19 protein-coding genes are annotated in these 21,262 nt (G+C 60.4%); 4 read left to right on the forward strand and 15 right to left on the reverse strand.

What is annotated here, in order from left to right; all coding sequences use genetic code 11:
• Positions 1-25: 25 nt before the first annotated feature.
• The 4 genes from BM062_RS07445 to BM062_RS07460 form a co-directional block, all read right to left on the reverse strand.
• A complete protein-coding gene (locus tag BM062_RS07445; protein WP_092395387.1) occupies positions 26-2,665 on the reverse strand; it encodes a DNA topoisomerase III in 2,640 nt (879 codons plus the stop codon).
• 273 nt (positions 2,666-2,938) lie between these two features.
• Positions 2,939-3,418, reverse strand: a complete 480-nt coding sequence (locus tag BM062_RS07450) for a Smg family protein (protein ID WP_092395390.1) — start codon at positions 3,416-3,418, stop codon at positions 2,939-2,941.
• A 171-nt stretch (positions 3,419-3,589) separates the two neighbouring features.
• Complete coding sequence (dprA, locus tag BM062_RS07455) at positions 3,590-4,807, reverse strand: DNA-processing protein DprA (protein ID WP_092395679.1); 1,218 nt, start codon at positions 4,805-4,807, stop codon at positions 3,590-3,592.
• 15 nt (positions 4,808-4,822) lie between these two features.
• Entirely contained in the window at positions 4,823-5,887 is a 1,065-nt protein-coding gene (locus BM062_RS07460; protein ID WP_092395393.1) for a LysM peptidoglycan-binding domain-containing protein, read from the reverse strand.
• Positions 5,888-6,059: 172 nt separating this feature from the next.
• On the opposite strand from BM062_RS07460, the gene def reads away from it, so the two are divergent.
• Positions 6,060-6,590, forward strand: coding sequence for a peptide deformylase (def, locus tag BM062_RS07465; RefSeq protein WP_092395395.1), 531 nt, complete (start codon positions 6,060-6,062; stop codon positions 6,588-6,590).
• A 93-nt stretch (positions 6,591-6,683) separates the two neighbouring features.
• Positions 6,684-7,637 (forward strand): methionyl-tRNA formyltransferase, encoded by a 954-nt coding sequence (fmt, locus tag BM062_RS07470; protein ID WP_092395397.1) that lies wholly within the window; start codon positions 6,684-6,686, stop codon positions 7,635-7,637.
• Here the strand turns inward: fmt and BM062_RS07475 are convergent.
• The 11 genes from BM062_RS07475 to BM062_RS07525 form a co-directional block, all read right to left on the reverse strand.
• The gene (locus BM062_RS07475) at positions 7,634-8,485 is read right to left on the reverse strand and encodes a D-hexose-6-phosphate mutarotase (protein ID WP_175500921.1); all 852 of its coding nucleotides are present in this window, start codon (positions 8,483-8,485) and stop codon (positions 7,634-7,636) included. The two genes, fmt and BM062_RS07475, sit on opposite strands and share 4 nt — an antisense overlap.
• 40 nt (positions 8,486-8,525) lie before the next feature.
• Entirely contained in the window at positions 8,526-9,020 is a 495-nt protein-coding gene (locus tag BM062_RS07480) for a GNAT family N-acetyltransferase (protein ID WP_092395401.1), read from the reverse strand.
• A 140-nt stretch (positions 9,021-9,160) separates the two neighbouring features.
• Positions 9,161-9,940, reverse strand: coding sequence for a phosphonate ABC transporter, permease protein PhnE (phnE, locus tag BM062_RS07485; protein WP_371326566.1), 780 nt, complete (start codon positions 9,938-9,940; stop codon positions 9,161-9,163).
• A gap of 27 nt (positions 9,941-9,967) precedes the next feature.
• Positions 9,968-10,942, reverse strand: a complete 975-nt coding sequence (gene phnD, locus BM062_RS07490; protein ID WP_092395405.1) for a phosphonate ABC transporter substrate-binding protein — start codon at positions 10,940-10,942, stop codon at positions 9,968-9,970.
• 51 nt (positions 10,943-10,993) lie between these two features.
• Complete coding sequence (phnC, locus tag BM062_RS07495) at positions 10,994-11,839, reverse strand: phosphonate ABC transporter ATP-binding protein (protein WP_092395407.1); 846 nt, start codon at positions 11,837-11,839, stop codon at positions 10,994-10,996.
• A 206-nt stretch (positions 11,840-12,045) separates the two neighbouring features.
• Positions 12,046-13,128 (reverse strand): septal ring lytic transglycosylase RlpA family protein, encoded by a 1,083-nt coding sequence (locus BM062_RS07500; RefSeq protein WP_092395409.1) that lies wholly within the window; start codon positions 13,126-13,128, stop codon positions 12,046-12,048.
• Positions 13,129-13,206: 78 nt separating this feature from the next.
• The gene (rodA, locus tag BM062_RS07505; RefSeq protein ID WP_092395411.1) at positions 13,207-14,319 is read right to left on the reverse strand and encodes a rod shape-determining protein RodA; all 1,113 of its coding nucleotides are present in this window, start codon (positions 14,317-14,319) and stop codon (positions 13,207-13,209) included.
• A 23-nt stretch (positions 14,320-14,342) separates the two neighbouring features.
• Positions 14,343-16,319 carry a penicillin-binding protein 2 gene (gene mrdA / locus BM062_RS07510; protein WP_092395413.1) on the reverse strand — a complete coding sequence of 659 codons (1,977 nt, stop codon included), beginning with the start codon at positions 16,317-16,319 and terminating at the stop codon, positions 14,343-14,345.
• 8 nt (positions 16,320-16,327) lie between these two features.
• Complete coding sequence (mreD, locus tag BM062_RS07515) at positions 16,328-16,840, reverse strand: rod shape-determining protein MreD (RefSeq protein WP_014008092.1); 513 nt, start codon at positions 16,838-16,840, stop codon at positions 16,328-16,330.
• The gene (gene mreC, locus BM062_RS07520) at positions 16,837-17,835 is read right to left on the reverse strand and encodes a rod shape-determining protein MreC (protein WP_092395415.1); all 999 of its coding nucleotides are present in this window, start codon (positions 17,833-17,835) and stop codon (positions 16,837-16,839) included. Before mreC ends, mreD begins: the two co-directional genes overlap by 4 nt.
• 173 nt (positions 17,836-18,008) lie before the next feature.
• The gene (locus BM062_RS07525; RefSeq protein WP_041742639.1) at positions 18,009-19,052 is read right to left on the reverse strand and encodes a rod shape-determining protein; all 1,044 of its coding nucleotides are present in this window, start codon (positions 19,050-19,052) and stop codon (positions 18,009-18,011) included.
• A gap of 246 nt (positions 19,053-19,298) precedes the next feature.
• Here BM062_RS07525 and gatC point away from each other — a divergent pair, with 246 nt between their 5' ends.
• The gene (gene gatC / locus BM062_RS07530) at positions 19,299-19,601 is read left to right on the forward strand and encodes an Asp-tRNA(Asn)/Glu-tRNA(Gln) amidotransferase subunit GatC (protein WP_014008095.1); all 303 of its coding nucleotides are present in this window, start codon (positions 19,299-19,301) and stop codon (positions 19,599-19,601) included.
• Positions 19,602-19,790: 189 nt separating this feature from the next.
• Positions 19,791-21,257: an Asp-tRNA(Asn)/Glu-tRNA(Gln) amidotransferase subunit GatA gene (gatA, locus tag BM062_RS07535; RefSeq protein WP_092395417.1), complete on the forward strand. Its 1,467-nt coding sequence runs from the start codon at positions 19,791-19,793 to the stop codon at positions 21,255-21,257.
• Positions 21,258-21,262 lie beyond the last annotated feature (5 nt).

Genomic DNA, 21,262 nt, shown 5'->3' on the forward strand with positions numbered 1-21,262 from the left:
GGCTTCTTCAGGTGCCGGCAAAGCTTTATGCAGCTTTGCGCTTGGCGACCACCCGTTTTGGGGCGGCCTTTTTCGCCGCCGGTTTCTTGACAGCCGGCTTCTTCGCTACCGCTGCCACTTCGCCCTCTTCGCCTTCGACAGCTGCGGCTTTCGCCTTGCCCTTCGGTGGCGCCTTGGCCTTGCGTTCTTCAAACTCGAAACTGACCTTGCCGTCCTTGCCCTTGACCAGGAAAGCCTTGAACGGCCGGCGCGTACGCTGCGAAATGAAGCCTGGCAGCAAGTCGGTCTTGCCGTCGTTCAGCAGCTTGACCATTTGCTCCGGCAGGATTTCCTGCTGCAGGATGATGCGGCCGCTGCGGAAATCGCAAGCCTTCGGTTTCGCTACCGATTTTTCGCAGACGTAAGCCAGGCCCATCTCGTAGACGCCGTTGCCGCATTTCGGGCAAGGCCCCAGCGCGGTCTGGCCGGTGAAATCGACACCCTCGCCGTCTTCGCCTTCGCCGTCGTTCTGGCCGAAGTCGAATTCCAGCTTGTAGTTCTTGATCTCTTCGTCGCGGCTGATCTTCAGGATCGCGGCAAACGGACGGCCCATCTTCGAACGGAATCCTTGCAGCGGGCCGATGGTGCGCTTGGTCAGCAATTCTTCGACTTCAGGGATTTCGAACTGGCGGCTGCCCGGTGTCTTGCTCATCGAGAATTCGCATTTGGTGCAGGCGAAACGGCGATAGTTTTCCTTGACCACGCTGCCGCAGTTCGGGCACGGCGCCAGCAAGGTCGCATAGTCGCCGGGGATGGTGTCGTTATCGTATTCCTTGGCGCGCTTGACGATGATCTGGGTCAGCTGCGCGATCTCGCGCATGAATTCTTCACGGCTGATGGTGCCGCGTTCGATCTGCGACAGCTTGTATTCCCACTCGCCGGTCAGCTCAGGCTCAGTCAATTCGTCGACGCCGAGGCCGTGCAGCAAGGTCATCAGCTGGAACGCCTTGGCGGTCGGCATCATTTCCCGGCCTTCGCGCAGCAGGTATTTTTCGTTCAGCAAACCTTCGATGATCGCGGCTCGCGTCGCTGGCGTACCGAGGCCTTTGCCGGCCATCGCTTCGCGCAGGTCGCCGTCGTCCAGCAGTTTTCCCGCGCCTTCCATCGCCGACAGCAAGGTCGCTTCGGTATAGCGCGCCGGCGGTTTGGTGACCAGGCCGTTGGCGGTGATCTTGTCGGTCTTGACCTTCTCATCCTTGGCTACCGCAACCAGCGTGCCGCTGTTTTCCGGATCCTTTTCATCCGCGGCTTCCTTGCCGTAGATCGCCAGCCAGCCCGGATTCGTCATGACCTTGCCTTCAGTCTTGAACTGATGGCCGGAAACTTCGGTAAAACGGGTGGTGACCTGGAACTCCGCGGCAGGGAAAAATACGGCCATGAAACGGCGTGTCACCAGGTCGTACAGCTTTTGTTCCGGCTCCGACAGGTTCTTCGGCGCCTGCGTGGTCGGGATGATCGCAAAGTGATCGCTGATCTTGGTGTTGTCGAAGATGCGCTTGTTCGGCTTGACCCAGCCCTTGTTCAGGATCTGCGCGGCGAACTGCTGGTAGTTGTTGTTCTCCGATACCGTCTCCAGCGTCTGCTTGACGGTGCTCAGGTAATCTTCCGGCAGGTGGCGCGAATCGGTACGCGGATAAGTCAGCACCTTGTGCTTTTCGTACAGCGCTTGCGCCAGGCCCAGGGTGTTTTTGGCGGAAAAACCGAAACGCGAGTTGGCTTCGCGCTGCAGGCTGGTCAGGTCGAACAGCGCCGGCGCCATCGAGGTAGTCGGCTTCGATTCTTCGCGCACCGCGCCCAGCTTGCCGCGGCAGGCAGCCACGATGGATTCGGCGGCAGCCTTGCTCCACAGGCGCTCGGCGCGTTTTTCCGGATCAGGGTTAGGATCCTGAGCATCCTTCTTGTGCGCGGTATCGAGCCAGCGGCCCTCGTAGATGCCGGCGGCGCAGACAAACTCGGCGCGTACTTCCCAGAAATCGCGCGGCACGAACTTCTTGATCTTCTCTTCGCGCTCGACCACGATCGACAAGGTCGGCGTCTGCACCCGGCCGACGGTGGTCAAATAGAAACCGCCTTCTTTCGAATTGAAGGCGGTCATTGCACGCGTGCCGTTGATGCCGATCAGCCAGTCCGCTTCGCTGCGACAGCGGGCAGCGTCGGCCAGCGGCAGCATGTCCTTGTCTTCGCGCAGGTGGGTGAAGCCGTCGCGTATCGCGCCCGGCGTCATCGATTGCAGCCAGAGCCGCTTGACCGGCTGCTTGGCTTTCGTATATTGCGCGATCAGGCGGAAAATCAGCTCGCCTTCCCGCCCGGCATCGCAGGCGTTGATCAGGGAGGTGACGTCCTTGCGCTTGATCAGCTTGTTGAGCACCTTGAGGCGCGTCTCGGTCTTGGCAATCGGGTTCAGCGCAAAATGCGGCGGGATCATCGGCAGGTGGGTGAAAGTCCATTTGCCGCGCTTGACGTCGTATTCTTCGGGAACGGCGATTTCCAGCAAGTGGCCGACCGCCGAGGACAGGACGTATTCGTCGGATTCAAAGTACTCATCGTGCTTGGTGAAGCCGCCGAGCGTCTTCGCGATGTCGTTCGCGACAGAAGGTTTCTCAGCAATGATGAGGGTCTTGCTCATAGTGTTGTCTCGAAAGTTGCGCGCATCATTTCAGCGCATGTTTTTGCTTTGGCTCGCCGCGGCAGTCCGGAAATTTAGTTGCCAACAGGAAATCACCCGTAATATATCAGCAAACTCCTGGCAGCAAACTCATGGCAGCCAGCTCATAGCAGTAATTCGCAGCAGATTTCACGGCCGGCGCCGCATAATGCGGCCAATGATAAGCGGGTTGTTGGAAAAGTCGCAAGCAGCAAGACCGAAATCTAGCCAGCATGCAGCAGGTGAAAGTCGCGTTTAATGCAGCTGGCGCGGCTCAGGATCGTCGTCTTCGTCGAGAAACAGCTCGTCGAACATCAGGCCGTCCGGCTCCTTGCCTTGGCTCCATAGCACCATCAATACGATCACCTTGAGTTTGTCGAGCGGGACCGGAGTCTCGCTGACGGTCAACGCGCGCTCAATGACAATCTCGCGTTGCACCGGGTTGAGCATCTTGGCCGACTCCAGGAACTGGATGAAGCCAATCGCAGGAATGCCCAGCACGTCGATCTCTTGCTGGGCGTAGATGCGGATGCCAAAAGAAAAAGCGGTTTGCTGCGGGTATCTGTCGGCGAACTCGTGGTTGGTTTCCGCCAGGTCCGTCAGCCAGCCGAGCGCCTTGGCTATCTCTTCTTCTTCAAAGCCGATCGCCGACAGCTTCTTGACCAAGGCCTCCGGTTCAGGGCAGGCGTCGGGCCGATAATAAGTTTCATACAGATAAACAAGGACTTCAAACATGGTTCTACTGTATCGCTAAGGTAAGGGTAAGACAAGCAAAGTACAAGGGTAAGCCTAAAAACACTGGGCAATAAAGCCGTTTCAGCCAACGGTATACGTATACTAGTATCGCAGATTTATGCCGGACCGCCCGAAATGGCAAAATACCATCATCCTTTTACCTTGCCTGCATCAGCCGATGCGGCGGTAAATTGCGCCGGGTAAAACCTCTACCAAACCTGCCAGTTCCAGTTCCAGCAACTGTCCGCCCAAGCTCGCCGCATCGCTGCCGCTGCGCGCCGCCAGCTCGTCAAAACCGACCGGATCATACCCCAGTATCGCAAGCAGTTCCTGGCCGCCGCCGTCAGCCGGCGCAGCGCCAGGCGCCACCGCGGGTTCCGCGGGGATCGCCGCGGCCGCCTGCAAGCTGCCCAGCTCCTCCAGGATATCCTGGGCCGACTCCACCAGCTTGGCGCCCTGCTTGATCAGCTGGTGGCAGCCTTTCGACAACGGTGAATGGATCGAACCTGGAATCGCAAATACATCCCGTCCCTGCTCGGCCGCCATCCTGGCTGTAATCAGCGAACCGGATTGCGCCGCAGCTTCGACTACCAGCACGCCGCGCGCCAAGCCGGAAATGATGCGGTTGCGGCGCGGGAAGTTGGCGGCGACGCCGGGCATGCCCAGCGGATACTCGCTGACAATGCAGCCGGCCTCGGCAATCTGGTGCGCCAGGCCGCGATTGCGGGCCGGGTAGACGATGTCGGCGCCGGTGCCGATCACTGCCACCGTACTGCCGCCCTCGGGCCTGCCGGCAGCGCCGCGCAAAGCGCCCTGGTGGGCGGCCGCGTCTATTCCCAGAGCCAGGCCGGAGATGATGGTGAGGCCGCGCTGGCTGAGGATTTCAGCAAACCGGTCGGCATTGGCGACGCCCTGGACCGTGGCGTTGCGGCTGCCGACCACGGCCATGGCCGGCCGCTCCAGCAGTTCGGTGCGCCCCTTCACGTACAGCATCAGCGGCGGATCGGAAATATCCAGCAAAGCTTGCGGGTAGCTGCTGTCAGCCAGCGTGAGCAGCCGGTTGCCTGGCTGCTGCAGCCATTCCTGGGTGCGCTCTGTCAGCGCCAGGACAGCATCCGACGGCGCCGCCAGCAAAGCATAGGCAATGCGCTCGGGCACCACTTTGTGCAAGGCAGAAAAGGAAGAGGAGAAGATATTGGCCGGAAGGCCGAAGGCCGCCAGCAACCGGCGCGCGGTTTCCGCGCCGACGCCGGCAGTCTGCTCGAGGCGCAACCAGGCTGCCAGTTCATCGGCGACGACCGCGGCGTCGGTTGCGGTGTAAGCGGCTGGCGGGCGGCCGCTTACATCGCCGCCATCGTCATCAAGAGTATCGTTGTTTATCGTTGTCAACAGCAGCAAGCACCTTTATTCCGGCGACCTGGCGATATCGCCGATGTCGACCGTATTCTGGACTTCCATGATCAGGCCGTAGGAAATATGGTTGAAGACACGGAAAATGAACAGGGTACCGTATTGTTCGTCCGGCAGTTTGACCTTGTTGTTGTGATCGGCAGGATCCTTGATGGTCTTGCCGAAACGGTACAGCTGTAGCACGGTGCCGATATCGATATTGTCAGCCTTGCCGCGGTTGATGCTGAGGATCTGGTTCTGCGCTGCGGTCGCCACGCCGCCGTAGATCGAGACCACACGGGCGTTGACTTCGCCGGCAGGCGCATGCGGCACATAATTCAGGATCGGTTCGACCGGACGCGGAATGATGCGGTCGCCGACCTGCATTTCCTCCTTGGTGTCGACCACGCTGAATGTAGCCGCTTCGTCAGGAGTCTTGCCCCTGCGCTCCAGCTTCAGGGTGCCGAGGTACAGCGCTTCATTGGCGATCACCTTGCCGGTGTCAGGATCCTTGAGCGGATTGCCTGGACGGAATACCTGGAACGCGCTGGCGTCCGCCAAGTCGCCGCGGACATAAGCCTTATCGCCCTTGCCGAGGCTCAGGTGGCCATCCTGGACCGCCACGATATGCGGCGAACTGTCCAGCGCGTCGTCTTCAACGATCAGCGGCTGCGACAAGAACGGCCCGATGGCGTCGGTGGAAATGGCGCTGATCGCATCGCGGCCAATGCCTTGCACGCGCGTTTGCGGCGACAATTTCACGACACCGGGCTCGCCTGCCGACTTGCCGAGGCGCAGGCGGCCGTTGACGCGGTCGAAATAAACGATCTGGCCTGGATAAATCCAGTGCGGATTGCGGATCTGGTCCTGGTTCAGGCCCCACACCTGCGGCCAGCACCATGGATGTTGCAGGAACTGCCCGGAGATTCCCCACAGCGTATCGCCACGCACTACAACGTGCTGATCCGGGGCATTGGGCAAGAATTCACAACGCATGGTCTTGACCGCTTGGGCATGGGCCATGCCGCCAAATCCGGCACTTAAAGCAAGAAGGAGTGCAGCTGTGCTAAACTTTTTCATATTGTTTCCGGTGGATACTGCGTTAAATTGGCGCCTACACCATCGTTTCGTCGCCACGGCTTTGATCGGCAAAGCAAAAAACTTGCCATAGTGAATCAAATTTTGCCCATAATCGATTGAACTAGCAAGAGAAAACCCCTTCCAAACCGCCTAAATTGTCACGCAATCTTGTATGTCCTTATTAAATATCCTGCGTTATCCTGACGTCCGTTTGCACAAAATTGCCAAGCCAGTGACAGTTTTTGACACACGGCTCAAAAAATTGATCGCCGACATGGCCGAAACCATGTACGAAGCGCCCGGCGTCGGGCTGGCCGCTTCGCAAGTCGACGTCCATGAACAGCTGGTGGTGATCGACACTTCCGATACCGGCACCGACCTGCGGGTTTTCATCAATCCGGAAATCCTCTGGGCCAGCGAAGAAAAACAGGTTTACGACGAAGGCTGCCTGTCGGTGCCCGGCGTCTACGACGGCGTCGAACGCCCGGCGCGCGTCAAAGTGCGCGCCCTGGATGCCGACGGCAATCCGTTTGAAGTCGATGCCGACGGCTTGCTGGCGGTGTGCATCCAGCATGAAATGGATCACCTGAAGGGCAAGGTTTTCGTCGAATACCTGTCACCGCTGAAACGCAACCGGATCAAGGCCAAGATGCTCAAGGAAGAACGCGAGCTGAAACGCGACAAGCAATACGCTACAAGATAAGCAATTTTTTTATATATTGCGGGACAAATTGCAAGGAACCCGGTTCCTGCATTTTGTCCCGCAACTATTTTGAGCTCCTGTACCATCCTCCTCATGAAAATCATCTTCGCCGGAACTCCCGAATTCGCCGCCGTGGCGCTCAAGGCCTTGCACGACGCCGGCCATCAGATCCCGCTGGTGCTGACCCAGCCCGACCGCCCGGCCGGCCGCGGCATGCAGCTGCATGCATCGCCGGTCAAGCGATTCGCGCTGGAGCACCAGATACCGGTGGCGCAGCCGGTATCGCTACGGCTGGACGGCAAGTACCCCGACGTCGCCAGGGAAGCGCATGCGCTGTTGCGCAACACGCCGCACGACATCATGGTGGTGGCTGCCTACGGCCTGATCCTGCCGCTCAGCGTGCTGGACATACCGCCGCGCGGCTGCCTCAACATCCACGGTTCGCTGCTGCCGCGCTGGCGCGGCGCGGCGCCTATCCACCGGGCGATCGAGGCCGGCGACAGCGAGACCGGCATCACCATCATGCAGATGGACCAGGGGCTGGATACCGGAGCGATGCTGCTGGTCGAGAAAATGGCGATCGGCGCCAGCGATACCACCGGCACACTGCATGACAAGATGGCAAAACTCGGCGGCGACATGATTGTCGAAGCGCTGCGCCGCCTGGAGCAGGACGCCCTGCCGGCAACACCGCAGCCGGAGCAAGGCGTAACCTACGCCGCCAAGATCAGCAAGGAAGAAGCCGTCCTCGATTTCTCGCTGCCGGCCGAAATCCTGGAGCGCAAGATACGCGCATTCAACCCGTTCCCGGCCGCCTGCGCCGTGTTCGCAGGCGTCACCCTGAAGCTGTGGCAGGCGCAAGTGCTGGCCGGCGACGGCAAGCATGCTGCGGGAACGATCATCAGCGCCGATCCGCAAGATGGCGTGATCGTGGCGTGCGGCAGCGGAGCATTGCGCATCACCGAATTGCAGAAACCGGGCGGCAAACGCTTGCCGGCGGCCGAGTTCCTGAAAGCCTTCCCGATGCAGGGCGGCAAATTCGACTAGGCGACCAGCACGCACTCCAGGTTTTGGGCGCCGCTCCAGCTCGTGTCCGGCGCCAGCAGGACCGGATGCTCAACTGTGGCGGCTTCGATGCAGACAAAATGCCGGTAAGAATCCAGCTTCAGGTCGGCAATTTTTGCGCAGCCGTTTTCCCAGGGATTCCACACCACCGCATCGGCAAACCCGGCCTGGGTCGCAATCATGCTTTGCTTGCGGCCGCCCAGGGTAATCGGCTTGTCGACCGCAAAATACACCCGGTCAACCTCCTCGGCGATATGCAGGATCTCCTCCTCCGCAATCTTGATGCGGCGGTTGTCGACCGAGTCGCGATAGCGATAGCCTTGCAGCCCGTACAGGGCAGCCTCCGCGACATGTACATTCAGATAGGTATGCAAGGCGCAGGTGAATGCGAAAGGCTGCTTTCCGGTATTTGTCACCACCAGCTCGGTATTCAGGCTCTGGCCGGAAAATGTGATGCGCAGCTCAAGCGTAAAGGCATGCGGAAAGACCTGCCTGGTCTGCTCTGAGTCGGCCAGCCCGAGACGGACCAGCCCGCTGCCGTCCAGCTGCCGCGAAGACTCTAGCAAAGCCCACGCGCTCAGGCGGGCAAAACCATGTTTCGGCAACGGCCCCTCGCTGGCGAACTGCGGGAAAATCACCGGGATGCCGCCGCGGATAGCCGCATCGCTGCGCCATGAATTCAGCGGACTCATGAACAAGCGCTCGACGCCGTCCGGCCCGCGCCAGGAACAGACGTGGGCGCCGTGCAGCGCCACTTCCACCCGCGCGCCATCGGCCGCGATGGCAATGATGAAATCGTTGGTTTCTTGCAGGTTTTCTGGATTTAGCATAATCATTTCTCCCGTCGCTAGCAGCACATCATGCAGAAGTTCATCCGTTTACCGATTGGGGAAGCGGGACCGCCAAACTGATTCCGTGCTGCGTGAAGCCGAAATGTTCATAGAAGCGATGCGCGTCCATGCGCTTCAAGTTGGACGACAGCGCAATCTTGTAGCAGCCGGCCTCGCCGGCGATGCGCACCGCATGGTCCAGCATCACGCTGCCGATACCCTGGCCGCGGCAAGCGCGGCTGATGACGACGGCGTCCATCACGGCCTGTTCGCTGCCTTCATGGGTCAGGCTGCAGAAAACCAGCAGGCTGAAAGTGCCGACCGCTACCCCGTCGGCAAACACCAGGAACGCCCGGAAGTATGGATAGGCCGCCATCCTGGCCATGATCTGGCGTGCGCCTTCAGCGTCCAGCACGGCGCGGGCGGGCTCATCATCCATCTCGGCCAGCAGCGCCACCAGGACCTCGGCGTCGCCAGGCGTGGCCTGGCGCACTGTCACGTGCGGCAAGGGATGGTCGGAAACGGCGGAAGTCATTGCTCTTTACTCCGTATCGAAATTATTCGAGAGAGTAAAGACTATACCGAAAATTCCGCGCATAGAAAAACGGCGCAGCCGCCTTGCGGTAAATCGCAAGCGGCGCGCCGGTTAGTGATATGAAAACTGAAACGGAATATTTAAATAAACAATTTGCGCAAACGCGACGAAACCAGGTCGATCATGCTCACCGCCAGCACGATCATGATCAGCACGGCGCAAGTCTGGCCATATTCGAAGCTGCGGATCACTTCCCATAAAATCACGCCGATGCCGCCGGCGCCGACCATGCCGACTACCGTTGCCGAACGGACATTGGCTTCGAAGCGATACAGCACGTAGGAAATCCACAACGGCATCACTTGCGGCAGCACGCCGTAGACAATCTCTTCCAGGGCGTTGGCGCCGGTGGCGCGTATTCCCTCGACCGGCTGCGGATCGATGGCTTCGACCGCTTCCGAAAACAGCTTGGACAAGGTGCCTGTGGTTGCCACAAACAAGGCCAGCACGCCGGCAAACGGCCCCAGCCCGACCGCCACCACGAACAGCATCGCAAACACCATTTCATTGATGGCGCGCGCCGCATCCATCAGACGCCGCACCGGCTGGTTGACCCAGGCCGGCGCGATATTGGACGAGGCCAGCAAACCGCAGGGCACTGCGCACACCACTGCCAGTGCCGTACCCCAGACCGCGATCTGTATGGTCACGATCAATTCCTGCAGGTAGGTGCGCCAGTCATGGAAATCGGGCGGAAAAAAACTGGCGGCGTAAGTGCCCATGTTGCCGCCGTCGCGCAGCAGTTCCAGCGGCCGCATGTCGGCCCCGCGCCAGGAAGCGATCAGGACTGCCAGCAGCACGCCCCAGAACAGGGTGCGGCCTATCGATTGCTTGGGCGGCGCGGGAAACGCGGTTTCCATTTTCAGGGACACAGGACTTGTCATTGCTTAGGATTTGGCCAGGTCGGACAATTTACGGTTGATATCGTCCAGCTTGGCTTTCTTGTCGTCGGCGCTGAGGTTGGCGTCCGCTTCCAGCTTGCCCTTTTGCTTGAACAGTTCGAGCTGGCGGATCGGATTCAGCTGCGCATCGCTGGATTCTTCAAAGCCGCTGTATTCCAGCTTGGCCAGCTGCGCTTTTTCCTGTGCGGCGTTAGGACCGGTCTTGCCGTAGGTAACGAAAAATTCCTTGATCTTGGCCTTGAGGTCGGCCGGCAAGTCTTTGCGCCATACCAGCGGATCGGCGGCGATCAGCGGCGATTTCCAGACGATCCGGACTTCCTTGGCAACGGCCGGCTGGCGCTCTTCGATGCGAGCCATGGTGTCGGAAGCAAACACGGCGGCGTCAATCTGCTTGTTGGCGACCGCCAGGATGTTGGCTTCATGATTGGAAGTACGGATCACTTTGAACGCTGTCTTCGAATCGACATTGTTCTTTGCAAAAATGTAGTAGCTCGGCACCAGGAAACCCGAGGTCGAATTCGGATCGCCGATGCCGAAGGTCAGGCTCTTGGCGTTTTTCAAGATGTCTTCGATGCTCTTGTTCGGGCTGTCCTTCTGCACGCCCACCAGGCTGTAGTAGCCGGCGCTGCCGTCCGGATTGACCACGTGCGCGAACACTTCGCCGCTCGCGCGGTCGACCGCTTCCATCGCCGACTTGTTGCCAAACCAGCCCATCTGCACCTTGCCGAAGCGCATGCCTTCAATGATGCCGGCGTAGTCGGAAGCAAAGAAACCGTTGACCTTGATGCCGGTACGCTTGCTCAGTTCATCGAGCACCGGCTGCCAGTCCTGCTTCAGGTTTTTCGACGATTCGGTTGAAATGATGCCGAAGTTCAGCACCTTGACGTCATCGGCGTGCGCAGCCGACGCTGCCAGCATCGCCATGGTGATTGCGGCGCCGGAAAATAATTTTGCAAACATGATGTGGAACTCCTGAGTGGAAAGAGGTGATATTCAATGACGAGATGTATTTCAGGCTGCCACCGCCAGCGCCGGTACGCTGTCGAAAGGCGTTGGTACGGCTACAGCGGGCCGGGTCAAGGTGTTGGAGCCGCCCAGGATGTCTTCCGCTTCGCTGCCATACAGTTCGCGCAGCATCGGCTCGGTCAGGGCGCTGGAAGGGCCGTCGTATACGACGCGGCCTTTATGCAAAGCCACCGTGCGCGGGCAAAAGCGCAAGGCGACATCGACCTGGTGCAGCGACACCAGGACCGTGCTGCCGTCGCGCTGGTTGACGTCGGCCAGCGTCTGCATCACACGCCGCGCCGACTCCGGATCGAGCGAGGCGATCGGTTCGTCGGCCAGCACCACGCGCGCCTTCTGCACGATGGTGCGGGCAATCGCGGCACGTTGCTGCTGGCCGCCCGAGAGTGCGGAAGCGCGTTTGTACGCATGGTCGGAAATGCCGACCCGCGCCAGCGCTTCCAGGCCCAATGCTTTTTCTTCGGCGGTAAACAATTTGAAGCAGCTGCGCCAGAGCGGCATGCGCGACAGGCCGCCGGTCAGGACATTGGTCAGCACCGGCAGCCGGCCCACCAGGTTGAATTGCTGGAAGACGAAACCGACGTTGGCGCGCACCGCGCGGATATTGCGGTCGACCATGCCGTCCTTCTGGACTGACTGGCCGTCGATGGAGATTGTGCCGCCGCTGTTATCTGCAGCCATCAATCCGGAAATATGGCGCAAAAGAGTCGATTTTCCAGAACCGGATGCGCCGATCAAGGCTACCATTTCGCCCTGCGCGAAGCGCAGGCTGACATTGTCGAGGGCGCGGAAACCGCCACGGAACGTCTTTGACAAACCTTTGATTTCAACCATGATATGTACCGCCGTTACGCTTTTGAATGGCGGAAGTATTGCGGTCAAATATGTCAGGCGTATGAAATTTGTGTGACCATTCGGTTACCGCAAACCGGGCCCGGCGCCACGGTCAGGGCCGATCCAGGCTCAGGGAGCCGAACCGCAAGAGGTGCGTTGCCATGCAACGATGGCAAGGAAGAACAAGGGAGAAGGTAGCAAATCTGCTAACGCTGCACGACAATCGCCGTAGCGCCGGAACGTTGCCGGATCTGCTGCAAGATGCTGTCGGCGTCAGCACGGCTGGAATACGGTCCGGCATATAAACGATACATGCCGTTCACCGCAACGCTGTCGAGCGATGTCACCACGCCCGACAGCTCCTGCATCAGGCGGGAACGCGCACCGTCCGCATTGGCTTGCTGTGCATAGGCGCCGAACTGCAGGTAGAAACCTGCCGCCAGCGAGCTACTGCTGGCTGCGGGAGGCGCTGCGGGCGTTGGCGACGTCTGGCTGATCAGCAGCGGTTGCGCGGTCAGCACTGGCATGTCGACCGATTCGGTTGTGACTACGGCAGGTGCCGTGTTATCCCTGGGCGGCTCGGCAGCCGGCGCCGGCAATGCCGCGGCCTGCGGCGCCGGCGTGCTGCCGCGCTGCCTGTTCAGCGCGATGATGTCGGCCGGCAGCAGGCGCTCCACCTCCAGCTGGCTGCTGCCGCTGCTCAGGTAACCGAGTTTCAGCGCCGCGGTGTAGGACAGGTCGATGATGCGGCTAGAGTGGAACGGACCGCGGTCGTTGACCCGCACGATCACCTGGGCGCCGGTCTTCAGGTTGGTTACCCGCGCATAGGAAGGAATCGGCAAGGTCGGATGGGCGGCGGTCATCTTGTACATGTCGTACAGCTCGCCGGAGGATGTCTTTTGCTTATGGAATTTCTTGCCGTACCAGCTGCCGATGCCGCGTTGCTTGAACGGCTGGTCGTCGGTCAGCGGCGTGTAGGTCTTGCCAAATACGACATAAGGCTTGTTGCCGGTACGCGAGTAGGGTTCAACCACGGGAACTGCGTCCGGGGTGTCCAGCAGCCCCTCAGGGGCGGAATCGCCCGGGCCGTCATCCTTGTAGTAGCCGCCGCGGCCGGATCCGGCAGGCGGTAGCGCCGGCACGTTGCGGCCGGCGATGCCGCCTGCGCCCGATTTGGCCGGGGCGGCCGGGATTGAAGAGGTTTTCGGCGAGGTGCCGCAGCCGGCCAGGATCAGCGACAGCAGCAAGGCGCTGGAATATGTAGCAACGTTGTGGCGGCGCCTTAGCATGCACTCTCCTGATGATGGCGATTCAAAACAGATAATTGCATCAATGGACCCGGTTCCGGCCGCACAAGTTCAACGTGCTCAAGTCTGTATCAGCTTGCGATGGCGCTGGATGCTCATCAGTATGCCGGCGCCCAGCCCCAGCGTGACCAGCGCGGTGCCGCCGTAGCTCATGAATGGCAACGGTACGCCGACCACCGGCAAAATGCCGCTGACCATGCCCATGTTAACGAATGCATAAGTAAAGAAAATCAAGGTGATGGAACCGGCCAGCAAGCGTGTAAACATGGTTGGCGCATTGGCGGCGATCATCATGCCGCGCCCGATCAGCAAAATATAGAGGAACAGCAGGACGCAGTTGCCGATCAGGCCGAATTCTTCAGAAAATACCGCAAAAATGAAGTCCGTGGTGCGTTCCGGGATGAATTCCAGGTGCGCTTGCGTGCCTTTCAGCCAGCCCTTGCCAAACACGCCGCCGGATCCGACCGCGATGGTTGACTGGATGATATGGAAACCTTTGCCGAGCGGATCCGAAGTAGGATCGATCAGCATCATCACCCGCTGCCGCTGGTAATCGTGCAGCACCGACCACAGCACCGGCAGGCTGGCGCCGGCGGCGACCGCCAGGCCGATCAGCACGCGCCATGACAAGCCCGCCAGGAAGATCACGTAGAAACCCGCGGCCAGCACCAGGGTGCCGGTGCCCAGGTCCGGCTGGCGAATGATCAGGCCGACCGGCAGCGCCAGCATCACCGCCGCCACCAGGTAATCGCGCCAGCTGATCATGCCCTCGCGCTTCTGGAAATACCAGGCCAGCATCAGCGGCATGGCGATTTTCATGATCTCGGAGGGCTGGATCACCACGCCGACATTGATCCAGCGGCGCGAACCTTTCTTGACGATGCCGAACACCGCCACTGCAATCAGCAGCGCCACCCCTATCGTATAAATCGGCACGGCAAACCGCATCAGGGTCTGCGGCGGCACGTTGGCGGCGACCCACATGATGACAAACGCGACCAGGATATTGCGCAGCTGGTCCTCGACCCGGCCCGGGAAATCGATGCCGGCCGAATACAAGGTGACAATGCCGACCGCCAGTATCAGGAAAATGATCAGCGACAGCGCGCCGTCAAATACCGCGATATGGGATTTGATGCTGCGCAGCCAGTGGTGTTTGTCGCTCAGGCTCATCGCTTGCTCTCGCTCATTCCCGCTTATTCCCTGTTGCCTGGCGTTTCTTCGCCCGGCTTGTAGCTGTTGTCGGTGCCGTCCGCCGGCTTCGTGTCTTCGTCGACCGGCGCCGGTTCTTCTTCCAGCACCGCGGCCTTGTTGCCATCGCCGGGGCGCTTGCCCAGCAAATAATAATCCAGCGCCTTGCGTACTATCGGCGCCGCCGCCGCCGCGCCGAAGCCGCCGTTCTCGACAATCACCGCAATCGCGATGCGCGGCTTGTCGGCCGGGGCGAACGCGGTGTACCAGGCGTGATCGTGCATGCGCGCATTGAGTTTCTTGGCATCGTATTTTTCACCTTGCTTGATGCCGACCACCTGCGCCGTACCGGTCTTGCCGCCCGACTCGTAGCCGGCGCCGGCAAACACCTTGGCGCCGGTGCCTTCATGCGTGACGCCGACCATGGCGCGCTTGATGAAATCGATGTTTTCCTGCTTCAGCGGGATACGGTAGCTTTCCTTCGGCACCGTCTGGGTGTGCTGGCGCGTGACGCCATCTTCGATGATCTTGACCAGGTGCGGCTTCATCACCACGCCGTCGTTGACCAGGGTCGCCACCGCGTGCGCCATCTGCAACGGCGTGAAAGCATTGAAACCCTGGCCGATGCCAAGCGAAATGGTGTCGCCGCCTACCCATTTCTGCGCCGCCACGCGTTTGTAGTATTTGCGCTTCCAGTCGGTCGACGGCAGGATGCCGCGCTGTTCATGTTCCAGGTCGATGCCGGTCAGCTGGCCGAAACCGAAGGGTTTCATGAAATCGTGGATGGTGTCAGGACCGAGGTCGTTGGCCAGCATGTAGTAATAGGTGTCGCAGGAAACCACGATCGATTTGTACATGTCGACCCGGCCGTGGCCGCCCACCTTGTCGTCGCGGAAACGGTGGCCGCCCAGCATGAAATAGCCGATATCGTTGATCGCGAAAGCCGGCGTGCGCTTGCCCAGCTCCAGCGCCGCCAGCGCCATGAACGGCTTGTAGGTCGAGCCCGGAGCATAGCTGCCGCTCATGGGGCGGTTGATCAGGGGATGGTCGGGCGAGTTGTTCAGCTCGTCCCAGCTTTGCTGGTCGATGCCTTCGACAAACAGGTTGGGATCGAACGATGGCTGCGAGACATATGCCAGCACGTCGCCGGTGGACGGTTCGATCGCCACCAGCGCGCCGCGGCGGTCGCCGAATGCTTCCTCCACCACCTTCTGCAATTCGATGTCGATCGACAGGATCAGGTTGTTGCCGGGCGTCGCTGAGACATGCGACATGCTGCGCACGGCGCGGCCGCTGGCGGCGATTTCGATTTCTTCGTAGCCGGTGTTGCCGTGCAGCTGCTGTTCGTAGCTCTTTTCCAGGCCATCCTTGCCGATGTAGCTGGTCCCTTTGTAGTTGGCGGCGTCCTCGCTGTCGTCGATGCGGTCGGCGTCTTTCTGGTTGATGCGGCCGATGTAGCCGATCACGTGCGCCGCCACTTCGCCCAGCGGATACTGGCGGAACAGGCGCGCCTGCACGTCGATCCCCGGGAAGCGGTAGCGCTGCGCGGTGAAACGCGCCACTTCTTCGTCGGTCAGGCGGGTGCGGATCGGCAGGCTGGCGAAACTCTTGGAATCTTCCAGCAGCTTCTTGAAACGGCGCCGGTCTTTCGGCGTGATGCTGACTACCTGCGCCAGCTCGTCGATCACGCCTTCCAGGTCGCCGCGGATCTTGGAGCGGGTGATTTCCAGCGTGTAAGCGGAATAGTTGCGCGCCAGGATGACGCCGTTGCGGTCCATGATCAGGCCGCGGTTGGGCACCACCGGCACCAGCGAAATCCGGTTGTCCTCGGCTTGCGCCGCGTAGGCATCGTGGCGCACCACCTGCAGCCAGATAAAACGCGCGCCGAGCAAGCCGAAGCAGATCAGCACAAAAGCCACGGCCGCGGTAATCCGCAGGCGGAACTTGCGCAGTTCGTGTTCGGTGTTTTTGAATTCAGTCATGAATGCGGCTAGATTGGACGGTTATCGTCGCGGTCGACCGCACGCCGTTGCGGCGCCAGCAGCAGCCACACCACGACAGGCCACAGCGCCACGCAGACGAAACTCTCGGCAAAATACAGCCAGCCCGGAAACTTGCCGCTGACGGACATCCGTATCACCAGCTGTATCAGCTGCGTCAGCAGCATCAGAGGCAGGACGTGCAGCGCCTGCACGCTGACCGAGAACCACAGCACGCGGCGATGGATCATGATGGCAAAGTAAGACAGCAGCGTGTACGCCAGCGCATTCTGGCCGAGCAAGGTAGCTTCGTGCACATCCATCAGCAAGCCCATGCAAAAGGCGATGCCGATGCCGATCTTGCGCGGCTGGTGGATGCTCCAGAACACCAGCACCAGCGCCACGAAATCCGGCACGCCGGGCCACTGGCCCCAGGGCAGCAGGTTAAGCAGGAATGCCAGCAGCAGCGTCATCGCAATGAACAGCGGATTGGCCGGCAACAGGATGTAATGTGGACGCATCATCGGACGCCGGCTCCTTGCGGATTTTTACGCGCGGCTTCGGCATTGCTTTCTTTCGCCGCTTCCCTGGTCTTGTCGCGCGTGCTTTCGGTCAGCCGGCGCTTGCTCAATATGTCGGCCTTGCTGTTGGGGATCGCAGCTTCATCATCCGGGCGCGCTACGGGATTGGGATCAACCAGCAGGATCAGCAGCTGGGTATGGCGGTCGATGCCGGCCACCGGTTCGCAGACGATATGCGCAAAGGCGTCAGCCGACTTGGTTTCGACCTGCACCACCTTGGCTACCGACAGGCCGGCCGGATAAACGCCGTCGATGCCGGAAGTCACCAGCAGGTCGCCCTTCTGGATATCGGCGTTGGAAGACATGAAACGCAAGTCCAGGTAGCCCGACTGGCCGCGCCCGTAAGCCACGCTGCGCAAGCCGTTGCGCAGCACCTGCACCGGGATCGCCTGGTCCTTGTCGGTCAGCAGCGTCACTTCGGAGGTAAACGGGAATACGCGCGTCACCTGGCCGACGATGCCGGCGTCGTCGATCACCGGCTGGCCGGTGGCGACGCCATGCTGGGAGCCGCGGTCCATGATCACCTTGCGGGCAAACTGGTCGCGCGCGTCGTACAGGATTTCGCTCATCACCGATTTCACGGACAGCCGCTGTTCGACCCCGAGCAGTTTGCGCAGCTGGGCATTTTCAGCGGCCAGCTGCTGCGCCTGCTGCAATTGCTGGGCGCGTTCGCCTTGCTGGTTGCGCAAGGTCTGGTTTTCTTTTTCCACCGTCGACAGCGAAGAAAAATAATCGACCACCCTGTTGGCCGCGTCACGCGGCATCAGGGCCACCATCTGCAAAGGATAAAGCGCGGTGCCGACCGCCTGGCGCAGCAACAGCAAGGCGTGGATACGCGAATCGGCAATCAGCAGGGCCAGCGCCAGCAGCGTGCATATCACCGCCTTGGCGCGGGCCGAAGCGCCTTGCTTGAAGAGGGGTGGTGGACTGTATTCCATCAGTAATGGACGGGTTCGGTTTGGTCAATGGCTGGCGGTACAAACACGTTCATGCGCATGTTCATGCCGTAGATACGAAAGCGGGTCGCATGCATCAATGCACCGACCCGGTTGCCGCTGCCCGACCTCAAGAGCACGCTGGAGAGGCTGGGCAAGCGTCGCATCAATCTGGTTTACTCGTAGGAAAAGATCGAGCCCAGCTTGTCCATCCGCTCCAGCGCCATGCCGGAGCCGCGCACCACGCAGGTCAGCGGGTCTTCGGCCACGATTACCGGCAAACCTGTTTCTTCCATCAGCAGGCGGTCCAGGTCGCGCAGCAAGGCGCCGCCGCCGGTCAGCATCATGCCCTTCTCGGCGATGTCCGCGCCCAGTTCCGGCGGGGTCTGTTCCAGCGCGTTCTTGACGGCGGAAACGATGTTGTTGAGCGGGTCGGTCAGGGCTTCCAGGATTTCATTGCTGGAGATGGTGAACGAGCGCGGGATGCCTTCCGACAGGTTGCGTCCCTTGACTTCCATTTCGCGCACTTCCGAACCCGGGAAGGCGGAGCCGATTTCCTTCTTGATCGCTTCGGCGGTCTGTTCGCCGATCAGCATGCCGTAGTTGCGGCGGATGTAATTGACGATGGCTTCGTCAAACTTGTCGCCGCCGACGCGGACCGAGCCCTTGTAGACCATGCCGCCCAGCGAAATGATGCCGACTTCGGTAGTGCCGCCGCCGATGTCGACCACCATCGAACCGGTGGCGTCCGATACCGGCAGGCCGGCGCCGATTGCCGCCGCCATCGGCTCTTCGATCAGGAATACCTGGGATGCGCCGGCGCCCAGCGCCGATTCGCGGATCGCGCGGCGCTCAACCTGGGTCGAGCCGCAAGGCACGCAGATGATGATGCGCGGCGATGGTTTGAACAGCTTGGTGTCATGCACCATGCGGATGAACTGCTTGAGCATCTGCTCGGTGACGGTGAAGTCGGCGATCACGCCGTCTTTCATCGGCCGGATCGCTTCGATATTGCCGGGAACCTTGCCCAGCATCTGTTTTGCTTCCCGCCCGACGGCCTGGATTGTTTTCTTGCCGTTAGGCCCGCCCTGCTGGCGAATTGCGACAACCGACGGCTCATCGAGGACAATACCTTGGTCGCGTACATAAATCAGCGTATTCGCGGTACCCAGGTCAATCGCCAGGTCATTCGAAAAGTAACTGCGTAAAAATCCAAACATGAATTGTTCCAATGCGCAACAATGATGCGCTCAAACGTTTTTTAGGGGGGTGTCTAGTATCCGGCGCATGGTAAAGATCGATTACCTGCCGCATGGACGCAACATTCTACCTTATAATTTGACTCAAATTAGGGCGTATAGCGCTCAAAATGCTTGCTTTTTACAAAAATCTGAGAAGTTATCGGCAAGCAAAGTGTTTCCATTTTAATCACATGCGCCTGAGTGCGCGCTCGAAAAACGAAAATCATGTCATTAGCCCTTTCCGACGTTAAGCGCATTGCCAACCTGGCACGCCTCGAACTCACTGAAGACCAGGCCGCTTCCACACTCGATAAACTGAACGGCATTTTCTCGCTGGTCGAGCAGATGCGCGCGGTAGACACCACCGGCATCGAGCCGCTGAGCCACCCGATTGCAGCGCTGCAGCAGGATTTGTCGCTGCGCTTGCGCGACGACGTGGTGACCGAATCGAATCATCGCGAGGAATACCAGAAAGTGGCGCCGGCAACCGAAGACGGCCTGTACCTGGTGCCGAAAGTAATTGAATGATTTGTGGGACAGAGCTGCCCGGGTAGGGTTTAAGAGCCGCCGAAGCGCGGCGAATTACACTTTCCGTGCGACTCTGTCCCCAACTGATCAGATAAAACATCTAAATTGCAAAGAAAAACATTGTGGGACATTGCTTAGCAACGCAGCTAACTTTGTTCACAAATTAGTCAGCAAATTTTAAAGATTCTCATGCATACCAAAACACTCAAGCAACTGTCTGTGCTGCTGCACGAAAAGAAGATCTCGGCCGAGGAACTGGCGCAGCTGTACCTGGCCAGGATCCAGCACAGCGACCTGAATGCGTTCCTGCACGTCGACCAGGAGTTGACGCTGCAACAGGCGCGCGCCGCCGACTCGCGCCTGGCGCAAAACGACAGCACGCCGCTGACCGGGGTGCCGATCGCCCACAAGGATATTTTCGTGACGCGCGGCTGGCGCGCCACCGCCGGTTCGAAAATGCTGGAAAACTACATCAGCCCGTTCGACGCCACCGTGGTGGAACATTTCAACAACGCCGGCATGGTGACCCTGGGCAAACTGAACTGCGATGAATTCGCCATGGGTTCGTCCAATGAAAATTCGCACTTCGGCCCGGTCAAGAATCCTTGGGACAAGACCGCGATTCCTGGCGGTTCATCGGGCGGTTCGGCAGCGGCCGTTGCGGCGCGCCTGACGCCTGCCGCGACCGCCACCGACACCGGCGGCTCGATCCGCCAGCCAGCCTCGCTGTGCGGCGTCACCGGCATCAAGCCGACTTACGGCAGCGTCTCGCGCTTCGGCATGATCGCCTTCGCCTCGTCGCTGGACCAGGCTGGCCCGATAGCGCAAACCGCGGAAGACTGCGCCTTGCTGCTGAACGCCATGACCGGTTTCGATGCGCGCGATTCGACCAGCCTGGAACGCAAGAAGGAAGACTTCAGCGCCGGCCTCGACCAAGACCTGAAGGGCCTGCGCATCGGCATTCCGCGCGAATATTTCAGCAGCGGCCTGTCGGCCGATGTCGAACAGGCGGTGCGCGCGGCGCTGCAGGAATATGAAAAGCTGGGCGCCACGCTGGTCGACATATCGCTGCCGAAAACCGAGCTGTCGATCCCGGTCTACTACGTGATCGCACCGGCCGAAGCATCGTCCAACCTGAGCCGCTTCGACGGCGTCCGCTACGGCCACCGCGCCGCCGATTACAAGGACCTGGCCGACATGTACAAGAAGTCGCGCGCGGAAGGTTTCGGCGAAGAAGTGAAGCGCCGCATCCTGGTCGGCGCCTATGTGCTGTCGCACGGTTATTACGACGCCTACTACCTGCAGGCGCAAAAGATCCGCCGCCTGATCGCCCAGGATTTCCAGAACGCGCTGACCGGCCCGGACCGCCAGTGCGACGTCATCATGGGGCCGGTCTCGCCGACAGTAGCCTGGGACCTGGGCGCCAAGGCGGACGATCCGGTCGCCAACTACCTGGCCGACATCTACACGCTGTCGACCAGCCTGGCCGGCCTGCCCGGCATGTCGATACCTTGCGGTTTCGGCCAGGGCGAGAAAAATGCGCGGCGCCCGGTCGGCCTGCAGATCATCGGCAATTATTACGAGGAAGCCAGGCTGCTCAACGTCGCGCACCAGTACCAGCGCGTGACCGACTGGCATTTGCGCAGCCCCGAGTAAAGAGC

Source organism: Collimonas sp. OK412 (genome assembly GCF_900112135.1).
Classification (GTDB): domain Bacteria; phylum Pseudomonadota; class Gammaproteobacteria; order Burkholderiales; family Burkholderiaceae_D; genus Collimonas; species Collimonas rhizosphaerae.